The following is a 15544-nucleotide window of genomic DNA, read 5'->3' as shown; positions in this document are numbered from 1 at the left end:
GTTGCGCAAGGCTTAACGGGGGAAGGTTTCGGCTGAGACAGGACCGATCAAGCGGCTCGGATCATGTCGTACAGCCAAGTGCCCGCTTTTGTATGCCTGACACCCAAATCCCGGACGCTGTCCATGTGATTGCGCCCCTCGACGATGCCGATCGAAGCCGTCAGGCGCTGCTCCGTCAGGCGATCGGCAAACAATCTGGCCTGCAGGTGAAACGGTTCGGTTTCCCGCTCGCCGACCAGCAGCGTGACCTTTGTCCGCGACGAGTGGGATTTGCTCATCGGCGAATACGCCCCGACTTCCGTGTCGGTCAGGCCTATCAAGGGCTCAAGGAAGGATTGCTGGAGGGGCTTCAAATCGTAGAGCCCGCCGAGCAGAAGTGCCGCCGAGGGCGGACGTGCCGACCCCTCGTCGAACAAAAAGGTCGCCAGATGCGCCCCGGCGGAATGACCGCTGACGCTTAGCCGACCGGCATCGCCGCCATGGCTGGCGATATTATCCAGCACCCATTGCCTCGCGCGCCGGACCTGGTCGACGATTGCCGCCATCCTGACGGCGGGCATCAGTGCATAGTCGATCACGACCGCGATTGCCCCGGCGCTCGTCACAGTTTCGGCGATGTAGGAATAGTCGCTCTTGGCGAACATGCGCCAATAGCCGCCATGGATGAAGATGTGCACCGGGAGGTTCCTGCGCGGTCCCTCCGGAAAGAACAGGTCGAGGCGTTCGGCCTCGTGCGGGCCATAGGCGATGTCCGCCAGCATCGGCAGCGAAGCCCGCGTCGCGGTGCTGCGGGCGACGATGTCGGCCACGATGTCATCGAAATCGGCAACGTGGTCGCGGGTGCGAAAAGGGTCCTTCGACATGGTGTCCGCTCAGAAGGTTACAGCGATGTATTTGGCCTCCATGAACTCGGCGATGCCGTGATGCTGGCCCCCTTCCCGCCCGAGGCCGCTCTGCTTGACTCCGCCGAAGGGCGCGGCGGGATCCGACATCAGGCCGCGGTTGAGGCCGATCATGCCGGCCTCGATCTCGGCGGCCACCCGCATGCCGCGTGCCACATCGCGGGTGTAGAGATAGGCGGCGAGGCCGTATTCGGTGTTGTTGGCGTGGAGGATGGCCTGCGCCTCGCTCTCGAAGCGGGTGATGGGCGCCACCGGGCCGAAGATCTCCTCATGCGCCATGTCGGCGTCCGGCGAGACTTCGGCCAGGACGGTCGGCGGATAGAAAAAGCCATCCCCTTCAGGCACCGAGCCGCCGCACAGTACCTTGGCCCCCCGGCTGACCGCGTCCTTGACCAGCCGGTCGATCTTGTCGACCGCCTTCTTGGTGATCATGGGTCCACATTCGGTGTCCGCCTTGGTGCCGGCGCCGATCTTGAGCGCAGCCATGCGCTGCGCAAGGCCGTCGGCGAACGCATCGTGGATGCCGGACTGGACGTAGATGCGGTTGGCCGCCGTGCAGGCTTCGCCGGCATTGCGCATTTTGGCGATCATGGCGCCGTCGAGGGCCGCATCGAGATCGGCATCGTCGAAGACGATGAAGGGCGCATTGCCGCCAAGCTCCATGGAACAGGAAATCACACGCTTGGCGGCCTCGGCGAGCAAGGCCCGGCCGATCCCGGTCGAACCGGTGAAGGAGAGCTTCCTGACGCGCGGATCGGCCAGCATGGCCGACGTCAGGGGGCCGGGTGTCGACGTCGTCAGCACGTTCACGACACCATCCGGTACGCCGGCTTCGCTGTAGAGCGCGGCCAGCGCATAGGCGGTCAACGGCGTCTCGCTGGCCGGTTTCAGAATGACCGTGCAGCCTGCCGCGAGTGCCGGTGCGATCTTGCGCGTCGCCATCGCGGCGGGGAAATTCCACGGCGTGATGAGGACGCAGATGCCGATCGGCTGGTAGTCGACGAGGATGCGGTTGGCGGCAGACGGGGCGGTGCCGAACTCGCCGGTGATACGAACCGCTTCCTCGGCGTTCCAGCGGAAGAATTCGGCTGCATAGGCGACCTCGCCGCGCGCGTCGCGCAGGGCCTTGCCGTTCTCCAGCGAGATCAGCATGGCAAGCGTCTCCGACCGCTCGACCATCAGCTCGAAACAGCGCCTGAGAATCTCCGAGCGCTTGCGCGGCGCTGTCTCGCGCCACCCCTTGGCGGCCTTGGCTGCCGCTTCGACCGCGGCGGCGGCATCCTCCAGGGTCGCATCGGGGACTGCCGCGATCACCGCGCCGGAGGATGGATCGGTGACCTCGATGAGCCCGCCGTCGGACGACGGCAGCCATTGTCCGCCAATATAGAGCCGGTGCGGAAAGCCCCGAACGTCGTACGGATCCTGATCGAGAGGGAAGGCATTGTAGGGAAGGTTCATCGTCTTGTTCCTGACGTTCACATGGCGCAGGCGGTGAGATCGCCGTCATAGGCCGCCTGGACAAGGCGGCGCATGGCGGCGAGGTCGAATGGGCGCGGGTTGTTCTTGATCAGGCGATCGATGCCGAGCGCCTGCTCGGCGGTCCAGTCGAGCTTGTCGGCCGGGAGCCCCAGACCGGCCAGCGTCGGGGTGATGCCGATCGCCGCAAACAAGCGCCTGATCTCCTCGATGGTCGCGTCCGCCATTTCGTCGACGCCACGACCGTTCGGCTCGAGGCCAAGAGCAATCCCTATCTCGGCGATCTCAGCCGCGGCCACGCGGCTGTTGTAGCTCATGACGTAAGGCATCATTGTCGCCACTCCCAGCCCATGCGGCGTATGTGTGAGCGCGCCGGCCGGGTATTGCACCGCGTGCGCTGCCGCCGTGCCGGCGGTGCCGAACGCGCAACCCGCAGCCAGCGCTCCCATCATCACGTCGGAGCGCGCCTCGGCGTCGCCGCCGTCAATGCACGCCTTCTCCAGGCTGCGGCCGAGAAGTTTGACGGCCAGCAGCGCGAAATGGTCGGTCAGCGGCGTCTTGCCGATGAACACGTGGCGCTGCGGCAGGCTGAAGTCCCCGTCCCGGCGCATGGCCGTAAAGGCCTCGATCGCATGCGTGAGCGCGTCGGCACCGGCAACCGCGGTCAGGCCCGGCGGACAAGTCATTGTCAGTTCGGGGTCGCAGACGGCAACGGCAGCAATGAGATAGGGGCTCGATATGCCGACTTTGAGCGTCCGGTCCGGATCCGATATCACTGCAACGGGCGTCACCTCCGATCCTGTGCCAGCCGTGGTCGGCACGGCGATCAGCGGCAGCATCGGCCCCGGGACCTTGAACTCGCCGTAGTAGTCCCGCAGCTCGCCGCCATGGCTGATCAGCAAGGCGGCACATTTGGCGAAATCGAGACAGCTGCCGCCGCCGATGCCGATCACCATATCTGGCCGGAAGCCCCTCGCTTCCTCGACGCAGACCGCCACCGAATCGCGCGGCACGTCCGGAAGGACACCGTCGTGAACCAGCACGTCGATCGATGCCGACCGCAGGGATTCCATCATTTCGGCGAACACGCCGGTGCCGGCGAAACGCTCGTCGGTGCAGACCAGGGCGCGGCGGCCATGGCGGCCGGCCACGGCTGGCAGCGCATGACGCTGTCCCTTTCCGAATAGAATTTCGCGTGGGAGCCGGAGGGCTGTGAGAAGGCTCATGACAGGCTGCATCCTTGGGGAGTTTCGGAGAAACGCATTGCAAAAATCCGCACCGAAAATCCTCAATCGAGCGGCGCCGACAAAATCGTATAGGATATAGTATTGCATCGGTCAAACCCTCGTGTTAGCAGTCTGCCCTGTCGAGAGGCGAAAAATGCAACCTGTCAGTTTGAGCAATAGTGGTGAAACGCCCACGGGAGCGGGCCGCATTCAGCGGGCCGGCAGCCTGGCCGAGGACGTCTACGAGGCCATCTTCGCGCAGTTGATGTCGCTGAAGATCGCGCCCGGTTCGCGCATCACCGTCGACAATCTGGTCAAGGAATTCGACGTTTCCCATACGCCGATCCGCGAGGCGCTGGGGCGTCTCGAAGGCGAAGGACTGGTTCTGAAGACGCACCTGATCGGATATCGCGCCGCGCCGCAGATCACGCGGCGTCGTTTCGACGAATTGTACGAAATGCGTCTCCTGCTCGAACCGCACGGCGCGGCGAAAGCCGCTGCCACGATGGACGAGGCCAAACTCGGCACGCTGCTGGAGGCCGCAGGCGTGATGTCGCGCCGCGAGGGCAAGGACGAGCGCCTGCGCTATTCGAACTTCGCCAGGCAGGACGCGATCTTCCACGACAAGATCATGGAATACGCTGAAAACGAGCTCATCCGCGAGACGCTGGGTTATCAACACACCCACTTCCACATTTTCCGCCTGATGTACCATTCCCGCGTGACCGAGGAGGCGCTGGACGAGCATGAGGCGATCCTCGCCGCGTTCGGCTCTGCCGATCCGGATGCCGCCGCGAAAGCAATGCGCGCCCACATCGAGCACTCGCGCGATCGCCTGCTGCCGGCCTTCGATTGAGGCCTGAACGAATGTCCGTTACCGCCAATATTGCCGGAGAGGGAGGAAGTGCGCTGCCCGGCGGCAATGCGCCTGGGGCCGTGGAGCCGGTGCTGCGCTCTCAGGGTCTCTCGAAGCAATATGGGCCGGTGACCGTGCTCTCCGACGTCACGCTCGACATACTGCCGGGCGAAATCCACGCCATCATCGGCGAGAACGGTGCCGGAAAATCCACTTTGATGCGGCTGCTGTCCGGCTATGCCGAGCCAACCCGCGGCACCTTGTCCATGGCCGGTCGGCCGGTGACGTTCGCCAAGCCCGACCAGGCCCAGAAAGCCGGTATCGCCCTCGTCCACCAGGAAATCCTGCTCGCCGAAGCGCTTACGGTGACGGACAATCTATTTCTCGGCCGCGAGCTTTCGCGCCGCCATGTGATGGACGACCGCACCATGCGGCGCCTGGCAGCCGAAAAGCTGGCACGGATCGGCTGCGCGGTCTCGCCGACCGCGCTGGTGCGCGACATCTCGCTGGCCGACCGCCAGTTGGTCCAGATCGCCCGCGCGCTGCTCGACGACTACAAGGTCGTGATCTTCGACGAGCCGACCGCCGTGCTGACCGGCGAGGAAGTGGATCGGCTCCTCGAAATCGTCCGGCAGCTAAAGGCCCACGGCACGGCCGTCCTCTATATCAGCCATCGGCTGGATGAGGTGCAGCAGCTTGCCGACAAGGTGACCGTGCTGCGCGACGGCAGGATGATCGGTACCTATCCGGGCACGGCCCTGACGCAGACGGACATGGCACGCCTGATGGTCGGCCGCGAGCTTGCAACGCTCTACCCGCAGAAGAGTGCACCGTCCGATGAGCCGATGCTGAGCGTGAAAAGCGCCACCGTCCCGGGCTACGCCGAAGACGTCTCTTTCACCGTTCACAGGGGCGAAATTCTTGGCTTTGCCGGCATGATCGGCGCGGGCCGCACGGAATTGTTCGAAGGGCTGGTGGGCCTGCGTCCGGCCCACGCCGTGATCGAACTCGAGGGACGGCCCGTCCGGATCCGCTCGCAACGCGAAGCGATCGACGCAGGCATCGGTTACCTGACCGAGGACCGAAAGAGCAAGGGCCTGCTCCTCGAGGAACGGCTGGCGCCCAACCTCACGCTTTCCGCACTTGAACGGTTCCATCCCGCACTGGCTCTCAGCAGACGCCGCGAGTCGGCCGCGCTGACAGAGGCCGTCCGGAGCTACGATATCCGGCTCAAGAGCCCTGGCGTGAAGGCGGGACAGCTTTCCGGCGGCAACCAGCAGAAGCTGCTGCTCGCCAAGGTGCTGCTCACCAACCCCTCTGTGGTCGTCATCGATGAACCGACCCGTGGCATCGACATCGCCAACAAGGCTCAGATCTACGCCTTCATCCACGCCATCGTCGGCAGCGGCAAAGCCTGCATCGTCATCTCGTCGGAAATGCAGGAGCTGATCGGCATCTGCGACCGCATCCTCGTCATGCGGGAAGGCCGCCTGACGGGCGAGGTCCAAGGCGCCGAGATGACCGAAAGCAATGTGGCGCTGCTGGCGACAAGCGGCCCGAAACCGAGGCCGAAGGCCGAGGGAGGAACAGAATGGCTGTCATGACCGGATCCCCATCCACACATCGCGTCGGTGATTTGAACATCACCTGGACCGACGTGGGTCCCTTCCTGGCATTGGCCGCCCTGCTGGTGGTCGGCTTCCTCATCAATCCAGACTTCCTCTCCGCGACCAACCTTGCCAACGTCATCACCCGCAGCGCCTTCATCGCCATCATCGCTGTCGGCGCGACGTTCGTTATCTCGTCGGGAGGGCTCGATCTTTCCGTCGGCTCGATGGCCGCCTTCGTCACCGGCATCACCATCATGTTCATGAACGCGGTGGCGCCGCACGCCGGCCTGTGGGCGATACCGGCTGGAATGCTCGTGGCGACCCTGGTCGGTCTTATGTGTGGCCTCGCCAACGGCCTGATCGTCACCATAGGCCGGATCGAACCGTTCATTGCGACGCTCGGCACAATGGGCATTTTCCGCGCGTTGATCACCTATCTGACCGACGGCGGCACGATACCGATAGACCGGTCGCTGCGCGAAGCATATCGGCCGGTCTATTTCGGCACCGTCGGCGGTGTCCCGATCCCGATCCTGATATCCGTCGCCGTCGCCGCGGTCGCATCGTTCGTCCTCTACAAGATGAAGTATGGGCGCAAATGTGCGGCGGTCGGCGCAAACGAGGACGTCGCGCGCTATTCCGGCATCTCCGTCATCAAGACGCGCACCATTGCTTACGTCGTCCAAGGCGTCTGCGTGGCCATCGCCGCGATCTGCTACGTACCGCGACTGGGTGCCGCAACGCCGACCACCGGGCAGCTCTGGGAACTGCAGGTGATCACCGCCGTGGTGATCGGCGGCACCGCGCTGCGTGGCGGCAAGGGTCATGTCTGGGGAACCGTCGCTGGCGCCGTCATTCTGGAGCTGATCGCCAATCTCATGGTGCTGTCGGACTTCGTCTCCGAGTACCTGGTCGCCGCGGTTCAGGGCGTCATCATCATCATCGCGATGCTCATTCAGAGGTTCTCGAATTCGAAATAGCCCCGTGTCCGGACCACACGGGTGCGTCTTTGCAGGTCCAATCTGGGAGAAGAAAATGTTCAGTAAAAAATGGATGGCTGCGGCCGCGCTCGGCACGCTGCTGCTCACGGGCCATGCCATGGCCGAGGACAAGAAAGTCATCGCCGTTTCGATACCGGCCGCCGACCACGGCTGGACCGCCGGCGTCGTCTATCACGCGCAGACGGCCGCCAAGGAAATCAACGCGGCTTTCCCCGGCGTCGAGGTCATCGTAAAGACGTCGCCGTCGGCGGCCGATCAGGTGTCGGCGATCGAGGATCTCTCCGCCTCACGCAAGATCGATGCGCTGGTGATCCTGCCTTACTCCTCGGAAGAATTGACCGAACCGGTCAAGGCCATCAAGGAGAAGGGCACCTTCATCACCGTCGTCGACCGTGGCCTGACCGACCCGACCATCCAGGGCCTCTACGTCGCCGGCGACAACATCGCCGTCGGGCGCAACACCGCGAAATACATGATCGACAAGCTTGGCGGCAGGGGCGACCTGGTTGTCCTGCGCGGCATCCCAACGGTGATCGACGACGAGCGCATCAAGGGCTTTCAGGACGCCATCGCCGGGACCGGCCTCAAGGTTCTCGACATTCAGTACGCTCATTGGAACAGCGACGAAGCCTTCAAGCTGATGCAGGACTACCTCGCCAAATATCCGCATATCGACGCGGTGTGGGCGAACGACGACGACATGCTGCTGGGGGTGCTCGAGGCGGTCAAGCAGTCGGGCCGCACCGATATCAAGCTGGCGCTTGGCGGCAACGGCATGAAGGACATCGTCAAGAAGGTCATCGACGGCGACACCATGACCCCCGTCGAGACTCCCTACCCGCCGTCCATGATCAAGACGGCCATATACATGACCATGGCCAATTTGGTTGGCCAGGCCCCGGTTCGCGGCGCCGTCAAGCTGGACGCGCCGCTGATCACCAAGGACAACGCCAAGGAATACTTCTTCCCCGACTCTCCGTTCTGAAGAACGCAATCAATGCGGGGCGCAGCATGACTCGCCCCGCCCCTTTCACACGACAGAGGACATGATCATGTCAGGCAAGAAAATATTGATGCTCACCGGCGAGTTCACCGAGGAGTACGAGATCTTCGTCTACCAGCAAGCAATGGAAGCCGTCGGTCACACGGTCCACGTGGTCTGCCCGGACAAGAAGGCAGGAGACCTCATCAAGACCTCCCTGCACGACTTCGAGGGCGACCAGACCTACACCGAAAAGCTCGGCCATTTTCAGGTGATCAACAAGACGTTTGCCGAGGCGGAAAAGCAGCTCGATCAATACCACGCCGTATATTGCGCCGGCGGCCGCGGCCCGGAATACATCCGCACCGACAAACGGGTGCAAGCCATGGTGCGCCACTTCCACGATACCCAGAAGCCGATCTTCACGATCTGCCATGGGGTCCAGATTCTGATTGCCGTGGACGGTGTCGTGCGCGGCAAGAAGGTCGGCGCGCTCGCCGCTTGCGAACCGGAAGTGACGCTGGCCGGCGGCACCTACATCGACCTGTCGCCGACGGAGGCGTATGTCGACGGAACCATGGTGTCGGCCAAGGGATGGACAGCCCTCGCTGCCTTCATCCGCGAATGCCTGAAGGTGCTCGGGACCGAGATTCGCCATAATTAAACAAGGTCAGCGCGCGTCAACAATGCGCCGGCTTCTGTTTGTGATGGGATGTGCATCCACGAGTCTTTGAAGCGGGCCCTCGGTCGATGAGATCGAGGGCCACCGTCGCCGGTCAATCGAAGAATCCGGCATCCTCCGCCAGCAAATACTTCCTGGCGCCTTCGGCGTCGATATCGAGGCCTAGCCCTGGTGCTTCCAGCAGATCCACCATGCTGTCCTTCACGATCTGCTTGGGCAGGCCAATGACGATGTCGTTCCACCAGGGGTCCGAGGCACTGGGGTATTCGAACGCCACGTAATTGGCGGGCAAGGTGGCGCAGACGTTGATCAGCGCGCCCAGGCCCAGCAGGCCATTCGCCGTGCCATGCGGCGCCATCAGGATCGAGTGCATATAGGCGTGCTCGGCGACCCATTTGAGCTCGGCAATGCCGCCGATGTCGGCAGGATCGGGGCCGATGACGCGCACCGCCTGTGTCTCGATCAGCTCCTTGAAATTGTGCCTGAGGTAAATCTGCTCGCCGGTATGGATCGGCGTCGAGGTGGAGGTGGTCAGTTCCCGGTAGGCCTGCGGATTGACCCACGGCACATAGTCGCCGGTCAGCATGTCCTCCAGCCACATCAAATTGTACCTCTCGACCGCGCGGGCAAACTTGATCGCATCGGGCAGCATCCAGCCCGGGCCGCAGTCGAGTGCCAGGCTGACCTTATCGCCCAGCACTTCCTTCATCGCGATCACGCAGTCGAGCATGTGGTTGAAACCGCGTTCGCTGATCACGCCCTGATCCATGGCACCGTGATAGCCGGCCTTCTTCTGCGTCACGCCGTAATGGAAGTCCTCGATGCTGTCCTTCATGTTGGAATGGAACGAGATGCCTTGCTTAACCATGAAGAAGTTCTGCGGCTGCTCCATCATCCATTTGACGTCTGCGGCATAGTCCTCCGGCCGGTCACCTGTGCGCTTCTGGCGGATCGAGCCGTTATAAACGCGTACCTTGTCGCGCACCTTGCCGCCGAGCAGCTTATAGGCCGGCACGCCCGCGGCCTTGCCGGCAATGTCCCAAAGCGCATGTTCGATAGCGCTGACCGCCGCGCCATAAGGCTTGAAAGAACCGCGTTGGCGGATCTTCAACATGACCCGCTCGACATCGGTCGGCTCCTCGCCGATCAGCGCCTCGCGGAAATGCAGCACAAAGGGCTTGAGATAGGTCTTGGTGAACTCGACTTCGCCCAGACCGTAGAGGCCCTCGTCAGTGACGACGCGAACGATGGGATGCCGCCCGATGACGGCACAGCGGAGATCGGTGATTTTCATGCCGCAGTCCTATCTCACGGACGAGAAAGCTGTCGGCGTGAGCAGCTGGCTGCTGATATTGGCAACGATCTGCCCGTCGCGCTCGGACTCGTCCCGGGCCCTGTGCCATGCCGGATCGGTGACGAAAGCCGTCCATTTCGCCTCACGCTCGGCCAGTGATTTCCAGGCTAGGAAATAGGTGAGGCGATTGCTGTTTTCGCCGATTGCCGTGGTGAAAAACCCGGCTTGGCGGATGCCATGCCTCTCCCAGATGGCCAGCGTTTGGTCGGAAAAGCGCTTGAGCAAAGCCGGCAGCCTGCCCGGCAGGCAGTCATAGATGCGCAGTTCGTAGATCATGGTTTCGTCCGTTTCTTTCTTCGCCTCTCCCTTGGGAGAGGTCGACACGAATGGTCAGTCGTCGGCCCTGTGAGCCAAGGAGAGTGAGGGCAGGAGTCTGGGCTAACTCCAGGTCCGGTCCCAGCTATATTCATTGTCCCAATGCTCGGTGGATTGCCATATCCCGGTGACACCGGGCTGCAGGTGCTGGCTGATCACCTCGTCGACCACATCGTCTATGCCCAACCCCGGCTTGTCGGGCACGGTGATGAAGCCGTCCTTGACGAGCGGCTTGGGCAGGCCGGTGACGATATCGTCCCACCACTCGACATCGGCGGAGTGGTATTCGAGGGCCATGAAGTTTTCGGTAGCGGTCGCGACATGCGCGGCGGCCATCGCGGCGATCGGGCTTTCGGCCATATGGATGGCCATGGCGACACCGTGATCCTGCGCCATGTCGCCGATCTTCTTGGTCTCGAGAATACCCCCACTGGTGAGCAGGTCCGGGTGGATGACGGAGAGGCCGCCGCTCTTGAGCAACGGCTCGAAGCCTTCCTTGAGGTAGATGTCTTCGCCGGTGCACATCGGCACCGTCGTGGCCCCCTGCAATTGTCGGTACTGCTCGGTGTGTTGCCAGGGGATCACATCCTCCAGCCAGGCCGGTACGTATTTCTCGATGCGACGCGACAGGCGTATGCCGTCCTGCAGCGAGATATGGCCGACATGGTCGATGGCGAGCGGGATCTCGTATCCAATCACCTCGCGAACCTCGTGGATGTACTGCTCGAGCAGGTCGATCCCCTTCTCGGTGAAATGCAGGCCGGTGAACGGGTGCTGCACGTTCTGCGCGTCGTAGGCGAGATTGCGGGCCTTGCGCTCCTCAAGCGTGCCGCCACGGCCGCGCGGATTGGCATGAAACCCTTCGAGCGCGCCGGCGGGCGCGGATACGGCGCCCGGGACATGGGCGATCTGCATCAAGCCCAGGTCCATCTTGAGGAAGGTGAAACCACGGTCCATGCGCTGCTTGAGGCGCTTTCCGGTTTCGGTGCCGCTCGGTTTCTCGGCATCGGTATCGCAATAGACGCGCACCTGATCGCGGAACTTGCCGCCGAGCATCTGGTAGATGGGAACGCCATAGGCCTTGCCGGCGAGATCCCAGAGCGCGATCTCGACCGCCGAGACGCCGCCGCCCTGCCGACCGTGTGCGCCAAATTGCTTGATGCGGCGAAACAGGCGATCGATGTCGCAAGGGTTCTCGCCAAGCAGCCGGCTCTTCAGCATCAGCGCGTAGGTGGCGCTGGCGCCGTCGCGCACCTCGCCAAGCCCGACGATGCCTTGATTGGTATAGATCTTGAGCAGCGCCGAGGTGAACGGCGCACCGACGATCTCGGCCACCCGCATGTCGGTGATGCGAAGCTCGGACGGCTTCGAGTCGGTGTTGACCCGGTTGAGGGCCTCGTCGGCTCCATCGGTCGTTGGCATGACTTATCCCCGTTCTGATTTGCGGGTTGTCGCCCGCATGCTGTCGATTGCGTTGCTAGCCCAGTTCGATCTCATGGGCTTGCAGGTAATCGCGGTTCATCTCGATGCCGAGACCCGGCCTCAACGAGAGCTTGAGGCTACCGTTCGAAACATCGAGCGGCTCGTCGATAAGATGATCGTACTTGCCCAAATTCCACTCCGACGTTTCGAGCTTGTAGAAGTTCGGAACGGTCATCATCACCTGCGCTCCCGCAACCACGTTGATCGGTCCCGCGGCGTCATGCGGCGAGACTGGGATGTAGTAGGCTTCGCACAGGGCGGAAATCTTCTTGAGTTCGGTAATTCCGCCGGTCCAGGTGACGTCAGGCATGATGTAGTCGGCGAGCTTGTTCTCGAGAACCGGCACGAAATCCCACTTTGTGTGGCCACGCTCGCCCCAAGAGATAGCGGCACTGACCTTTTCGCGAACCTGCTTGAGGGCGTTAAGGCTCTCGGGCGGGCATGGCTCCTCGAACCAGTCGATCTGGCCGGCCTCCTCGAGGCTGCGACAGAGGCGAATGGCGGTCGGAACATCGAAGCGGCCGTGCGCATCGATGAGGATGTCGATGTCGGGGCCTGCCGTTTCGCGGATCAGAGCCGTGAGTTCGGCAGCCTCGCGCTCGTCCTTGCGGGTCATGCCGCCGTCGAGATAGCCGTCCCGCTGTTCGCGCGACACACCGTCGGCATCGCGACCCTGGTGGGGGAAGGGGTCGAACTTGAGAGCAGTATGTCCGGACTCGACGATGTCCAGGATTTCGCGCACCACAGCGTCCTTGCTGGTGAATTTGGCCTGGTTGGGGTGGGTGTAGAGCGCGATCTCATCGCGGACCGGCCCGCCCAACAGCTCGTAGATCGGCTTGCCGAGGACTTTGCCCCTGATGTCCCAGAGGGCTATGTCGATCGCACTCACGCATTCGACCGCGGCGCCACGGCTACCCATATAGGTGAAGCCGCGGAAGATCTTGTGCCAGAGGCATTCGATACGCGCCGGATCTTCGCCTGTCACGGCGGCTCCGATCTGTCGAAGGATCGTGCAGAGGGCGCGGTTGGCGAGCTTCGTGGTGGTGGTGATCTCTCCCCAGCCGCTCACTCCCTCGTCTGTCGTTACCTCGACGAACAGGAATTCCCCCCAATAGGAAGCACCAGACTTGATCAGCCACGGCCGAACGCTCGTGATTTTCATTTCAACTGCCTTTTCACTAGTGGTCAACCACGCTGTTCCAGACCTGACCCCTCGTCCTATCCGGCCCGAGCGGCGTTGCGTGCACGCATCTGTTCGAGAACATGCCGGCCGGAACCCTCGACGTGGCGGGAGATGAGTTCGGCCGCCTTGTCGGCCTCCCCGGCCTTGATGAGCGCAATGAGTTCGCGATGCTCACGAATGATCGCGGCACGCCGCGCGAGCGTGAAATTGAAACGCCGGCTCACCGCTCGCAGCACTTCGCGATGCTTCCACCAGAGCTCGGCGGCATGGCGGTTATAGTGCCGCTGGTACATCACCGTATGAAATGCGGTATCCAGTTCACTGTGCCTGAACGTGTTGGCGAAATTGTTCTCTTCGATCAGGCCTTGGATGCGTTCGAGTTCGGCGATGTCCTCGCCGGTGGCCATACCTACAAACCATCGCGTCAGGGCTGGCTCGATCAGAACTCCGATCTCGTAGATATCGCGGACGAAATCCTGATCGATGGGCCTTACACGCGCCCCGCGGTTGGGAGAAAAGATGACGAACCCCTCGCCCCGCAACAGTTGCAGGGCCTCGCGCACGGGATTGGTCGACGTGCCGTGGCGGCGGGCGAGATCGGTCACAACAAGCCGTTCGTTGGCGGCGAGCCGTCCCTCGATGATGTCTTCCCTGATCAGTTCGTAAAGCGAGGCACCCTCGCTGGAGGCTCCGGTGGCGTCGATCCCCGGGGGTGGCTTTGCTTTGAAATCGTCTGTTTCGGCCAAGGGCCGGCTCCCCAAATTAATACACAGTCTGTCCGATATCACGCACGGTTCCCATAAACAATGTACGATCCGGTGCGTTGACAGGCAATCCATGTTCTGAAAACGTACCAAGTGGTCGAGAGGATACACCGTACTGCATCCTCGCGATCGCAGGGCGGAGAACCAGGGAGGATACCTATGACGAGGATCATGCTCGGCAGTGCGGTCCTGCGCGGCACTGTCGTCGGTATTTTGACGGCATCACTTATGTCCACATCGGCGTTGGGTGCGCCACCGGTCGACCTCAGCAAATGGTCGCCCGAATATGTGCGCTCCATCGCGGGAACACAGGATTTCGACACGGCCGGCGATTGCGCCAAGGTCACGCCGCTGGATTACAAGGGGCGACTGACTTTCTGGTATCAGGGCGTGTTCGAGGGCGATCCCGACCTGCTGCGCCAGTACTACAAGGATTTCTTCGAGACTTTCCGCAAGACCTATCCAAACATCAAGCTCGAGGAACAGGCCCTCACCTATAACGACCTTCTCGACAAGTTCCGCACCGCGCTCCTGGGCAATGCCGCGCCGATGGCGGTGCGCCTGCAAATCCTGGGCGGTACCGAATTTGCCTCGAAAGGCTATCTGCAGCCGCTCAAGCCGGAGGATGTGGGCTATTCGACCGAGGATTTCTGGCCCGGCGCCATGAAGGCCGTGACCTGGGATGGGGTCACATACGGCGTTCCAACGAACAACGAGACGATGGCGTTCATCTGGAATGCCGACATCTTCAAGCGTGCGGGTCTCGATCCGGACAAAGCTCCCGCAACCTGGGACGACGTCGTCAAATATTCCAAGCAGATCCACGACAAGCTCGGCATTGCCGGTTACGGCCTCGTGGCTCGCAAGAATGCCGGCAATACGCCCTATCGCTTCATGCCACAGCTGTGGGCCTATGGCGGCGGCGTCTTCGACGAAGCCACCGCGAACCCGACTTACAAGGAGGTGGAGCTCGACAGCCCGCAGAGCAAGGCGGCGCTGCAAGCCTCATACGACATGTATGTCCGCGACAAGTCGGTTCCGGTTTCGGCACTTACCAACCAGCAGGCCGACAACCAGCCTCTGTTCGTCGCCGGCCAGTTGGGCATGATGGTTTCCCACCCGTCCGACTACAATGTCATGCTCGACCTGCAGGCAAAGGCGACCGGGACCGACAAGGACAAGGCGCAGACCGTCATCGACAATATGCGTTACGGCCTGATCCCGACCGGTCCTGACGGCAAGCGCGCCGTCGTGTTCGGCGGCTCGAACATTCACATCCTGAAGCCCGAGTATGTAGAGGGTGGCAAGGTGGACGAGCCGGCCGCGAAGGCGATGATCTGCATGTGGGCGAGCCCCGAATGGTCGCTGAAGATGGCCTATGCCGGCTCGAACCCGGGCAATCTTAACGGCTTCAAGACCAAATGGATGAAGGAACGTCTGGACCATATCAAGTTCCTCGATGTCACGACTTCGATGCTGCCCTATGGCATCCCCTTCCCGGCGCTGCCGGAATCCCCCGAGATCATGAACATCATCGTCCCGGACATGCTGCAGAATGCGCTGACCGGCGCGATGACCGTCGACCAGGCAGCGGACGATGCGGCCAAGAAGGTGAAAGACCTAATGGGCGGGCTCTAGTCCCAACCTGACCTGCGAACCGGCTGCGCCAAGAGCGCAGCCGGTTCTTTTCGAAAAACAAGGGCACGCCACA

At 62.5% G+C, this 15544-nt stretch carries 14 protein-coding genes; 6 read left to right on the top strand and 8 right to left on the bottom strand.

All coding sequences use genetic code 11. The annotated features are described in order from the left end of the window. Positions 1-47 precede the first annotated feature (47 nt). The 3 genes from FJ936_RS09805 to FJ936_RS09795 are packed head-to-tail and all read right to left on the bottom strand — an operon-like array spanning position 48 to position 3604. The gene (locus FJ936_RS09805; protein WP_141906510.1) at positions 48-863 is read right to left on the bottom strand and encodes an alpha/beta hydrolase; all 816 of its coding nucleotides are present in this window, start codon (positions 861-863) and stop codon (positions 48-50) included. Between the two features lie 9 nt (positions 864-872). Continuing rightward, positions 873-2360: an NAD-dependent succinate-semialdehyde dehydrogenase gene (locus tag FJ936_RS09800; RefSeq protein WP_141906509.1), complete on the bottom strand. Its 1488-nt coding sequence runs from the start codon at positions 2358-2360 to the stop codon at positions 873-875. A gap of 17 nt (positions 2361-2377) precedes the next feature. Continuing rightward, the gene (locus tag FJ936_RS09795) at positions 2378-3604 is read right to left on the bottom strand and encodes an iron-containing alcohol dehydrogenase (RefSeq protein WP_141906508.1); all 1227 of its coding nucleotides are present in this window, start codon (positions 3602-3604) and stop codon (positions 2378-2380) included. Positions 3605-3758: 154 nt separating this feature from the next. On the opposite strand from FJ936_RS09795, the gene FJ936_RS09790 reads away from it, so the two are divergent. From FJ936_RS09790 to FJ936_RS09770, 5 genes are all read left to right on the top strand, one after another. Beyond that, on the top strand, positions 3759-4460 hold the full coding sequence (locus FJ936_RS09790) for a GntR family transcriptional regulator (protein ID WP_141906507.1): 702 nt from the start codon (positions 3759-3761) through the stop codon (positions 4458-4460). Between the two features lie 11 nt (positions 4461-4471). Next, on the top strand, positions 4472-6064 hold the full coding sequence (locus FJ936_RS09785; protein WP_141906506.1) for a sugar ABC transporter ATP-binding protein: 1593 nt from the start codon (positions 4472-4474) through the stop codon (positions 6062-6064). Then, complete coding sequence (locus FJ936_RS09780; protein ID WP_181177950.1) at positions 6061-7050, top strand: ABC transporter permease; 990 nt, start codon at positions 6061-6063, stop codon at positions 7048-7050. The genes FJ936_RS09785 and FJ936_RS09780 overlap by 4 nt, the downstream gene beginning before the upstream one ends. 55 nt (positions 7051-7105) lie before the next feature. Continuing rightward, positions 7106-8056, top strand: a complete 951-nt coding sequence (locus FJ936_RS09775) for a substrate-binding domain-containing protein (RefSeq protein WP_140665623.1) — start codon at positions 7106-7108, stop codon at positions 8054-8056. A gap of 67 nt (positions 8057-8123) precedes the next feature. Then, positions 8124-8717: a DJ-1/PfpI family protein gene (locus FJ936_RS09770; protein WP_015319191.1), complete on the top strand. Its 594-nt coding sequence runs from the start codon at positions 8124-8126 to the stop codon at positions 8715-8717. Positions 8718-8829: 112 nt separating this feature from the next. Here the strand turns inward: FJ936_RS09770 and FJ936_RS09765 are convergent, their stop codons facing one another. The 5 genes from FJ936_RS09765 to FJ936_RS09745 form a co-directional block, all read right to left on the bottom strand. Beyond that, the gene (locus tag FJ936_RS09765) at positions 8830-10029 is read right to left on the bottom strand and encodes a mandelate racemase/muconate lactonizing enzyme family protein (RefSeq protein WP_141906505.1); all 1200 of its coding nucleotides are present in this window, start codon (positions 10027-10029) and stop codon (positions 8830-8832) included. Between the two features lie 9 nt (positions 10030-10038). Further along, the gene (locus FJ936_RS09760) at positions 10039-10365 is read right to left on the bottom strand and encodes an NIPSNAP family protein (protein WP_141906504.1); all 327 of its coding nucleotides are present in this window, start codon (positions 10363-10365) and stop codon (positions 10039-10041) included. Positions 10366-10467: 102 nt separating this feature from the next. After that, complete coding sequence (locus FJ936_RS09755; RefSeq protein WP_141906503.1) at positions 10468-11826, bottom strand: mandelate racemase/muconate lactonizing enzyme family protein; 1359 nt, start codon at positions 11824-11826, stop codon at positions 10468-10470. A 55-nt stretch (positions 11827-11881) separates the two neighbouring features. Then, entirely contained in the window at positions 11882-13048 is a 1167-nt protein-coding gene (locus tag FJ936_RS09750; protein ID WP_140877765.1) for a mandelate racemase/muconate lactonizing enzyme family protein, read from the bottom strand. Between the two features lie 56 nt (positions 13049-13104). Next, a complete protein-coding gene (locus tag FJ936_RS09745) occupies positions 13105-13815 on the bottom strand; it encodes a GntR family transcriptional regulator (RefSeq protein ID WP_141906502.1) in 711 nt (236 codons plus the stop codon). Positions 13816-13992: 177 nt separating this feature from the next. Here FJ936_RS09745 and FJ936_RS09740 point away from each other — a divergent pair, with 177 nt between their 5' ends. Next, positions 13993-15471, top strand: a complete 1479-nt coding sequence (locus FJ936_RS09740) for a sugar ABC transporter substrate-binding protein (protein ID WP_015319197.1) — start codon at positions 13993-13995, stop codon at positions 15469-15471. Positions 15472-15544: the final 73 nt, after the last annotated feature.

This window comes from Mesorhizobium sp. B2-4-13, assembly GCF_006658535.1.
Lineage (GTDB): Bacteria > Pseudomonadota > Alphaproteobacteria > Rhizobiales > Rhizobiaceae > Mesorhizobium > Mesorhizobium australicum.
Note: the sequence above shows the minus strand (reverse complement) of the source record. Positions and strands in the feature narration are given on the sequence as shown.

What these genes read in the sequence shown, in the direction of transcription:
- FJ936_RS09780 (WP_181177950.1), top strand. Translation starts at nt 6,061, where the DNA reads ATGACCGGATCCCCATCCACACATCGCGTCGGTGATTTGAACATCACC.
- FJ936_RS09775 (WP_140665623.1), top strand. Translation starts at nt 7,106, where the DNA reads ATGTTCAGTAAAAAATGGATGGCTGCGGCCGCGCTCGGCACGCTGCTG.
- FJ936_RS09800 (WP_141906509.1), bottom strand. Translation starts at nt 2,360, where the DNA reads ATGAACCTTCCCTACAATGCCTTCCCTCTCGATCAGGATCCGTACGAC.
- FJ936_RS09790 (WP_141906507.1), top strand. Translation starts at nt 3,759, where the DNA reads ATGCAACCTGTCAGTTTGAGCAATAGTGGTGAAACGCCCACGGGAGCG.
- FJ936_RS09765 (WP_141906505.1), bottom strand. Translation starts at nt 10,029, where the DNA reads ATGAAAATCACCGATCTCCGCTGTGCCGTCATCGGGCGGCATCCCATC.
- FJ936_RS09755 (WP_141906503.1), bottom strand. Translation starts at nt 11,826, where the DNA reads ATGCCAACGACCGATGGAGCCGACGAGGCCCTCAACCGGGTCAACACC.
- FJ936_RS09795 (WP_141906508.1), bottom strand. Translation starts at nt 3,604, where the DNA reads ATGAGCCTTCTCACAGCCCTCCGGCTCCCACGCGAAATTCTATTCGGA.
- FJ936_RS09785 (WP_141906506.1), top strand. Translation starts at nt 4,472, where the DNA reads ATGTCCGTTACCGCCAATATTGCCGGAGAGGGAGGAAGTGCGCTGCCC.
- FJ936_RS09805 (WP_141906510.1), bottom strand. Translation starts at nt 863, where the DNA reads ATGTCGAAGGACCCTTTTCGCACCCGCGACCACGTTGCCGATTTCGAT.
- FJ936_RS09750 (WP_140877765.1), bottom strand. Translation starts at nt 13,048, where the DNA reads ATGAAAATCACGAGCGTTCGGCCGTGGCTGATCAAGTCTGGTGCTTCC.
- FJ936_RS09740 (WP_015319197.1), top strand. Translation starts at nt 13,993, where the DNA reads ATGACGAGGATCATGCTCGGCAGTGCGGTCCTGCGCGGCACTGTCGTC.
- FJ936_RS09770 (WP_015319191.1), top strand. Translation starts at nt 8,124, where the DNA reads ATGTCAGGCAAGAAAATATTGATGCTCACCGGCGAGTTCACCGAGGAG.
- FJ936_RS09760 (WP_141906504.1), bottom strand. Translation starts at nt 10,365, where the DNA reads ATGATCTACGAACTGCGCATCTATGACTGCCTGCCGGGCAGGCTGCCG.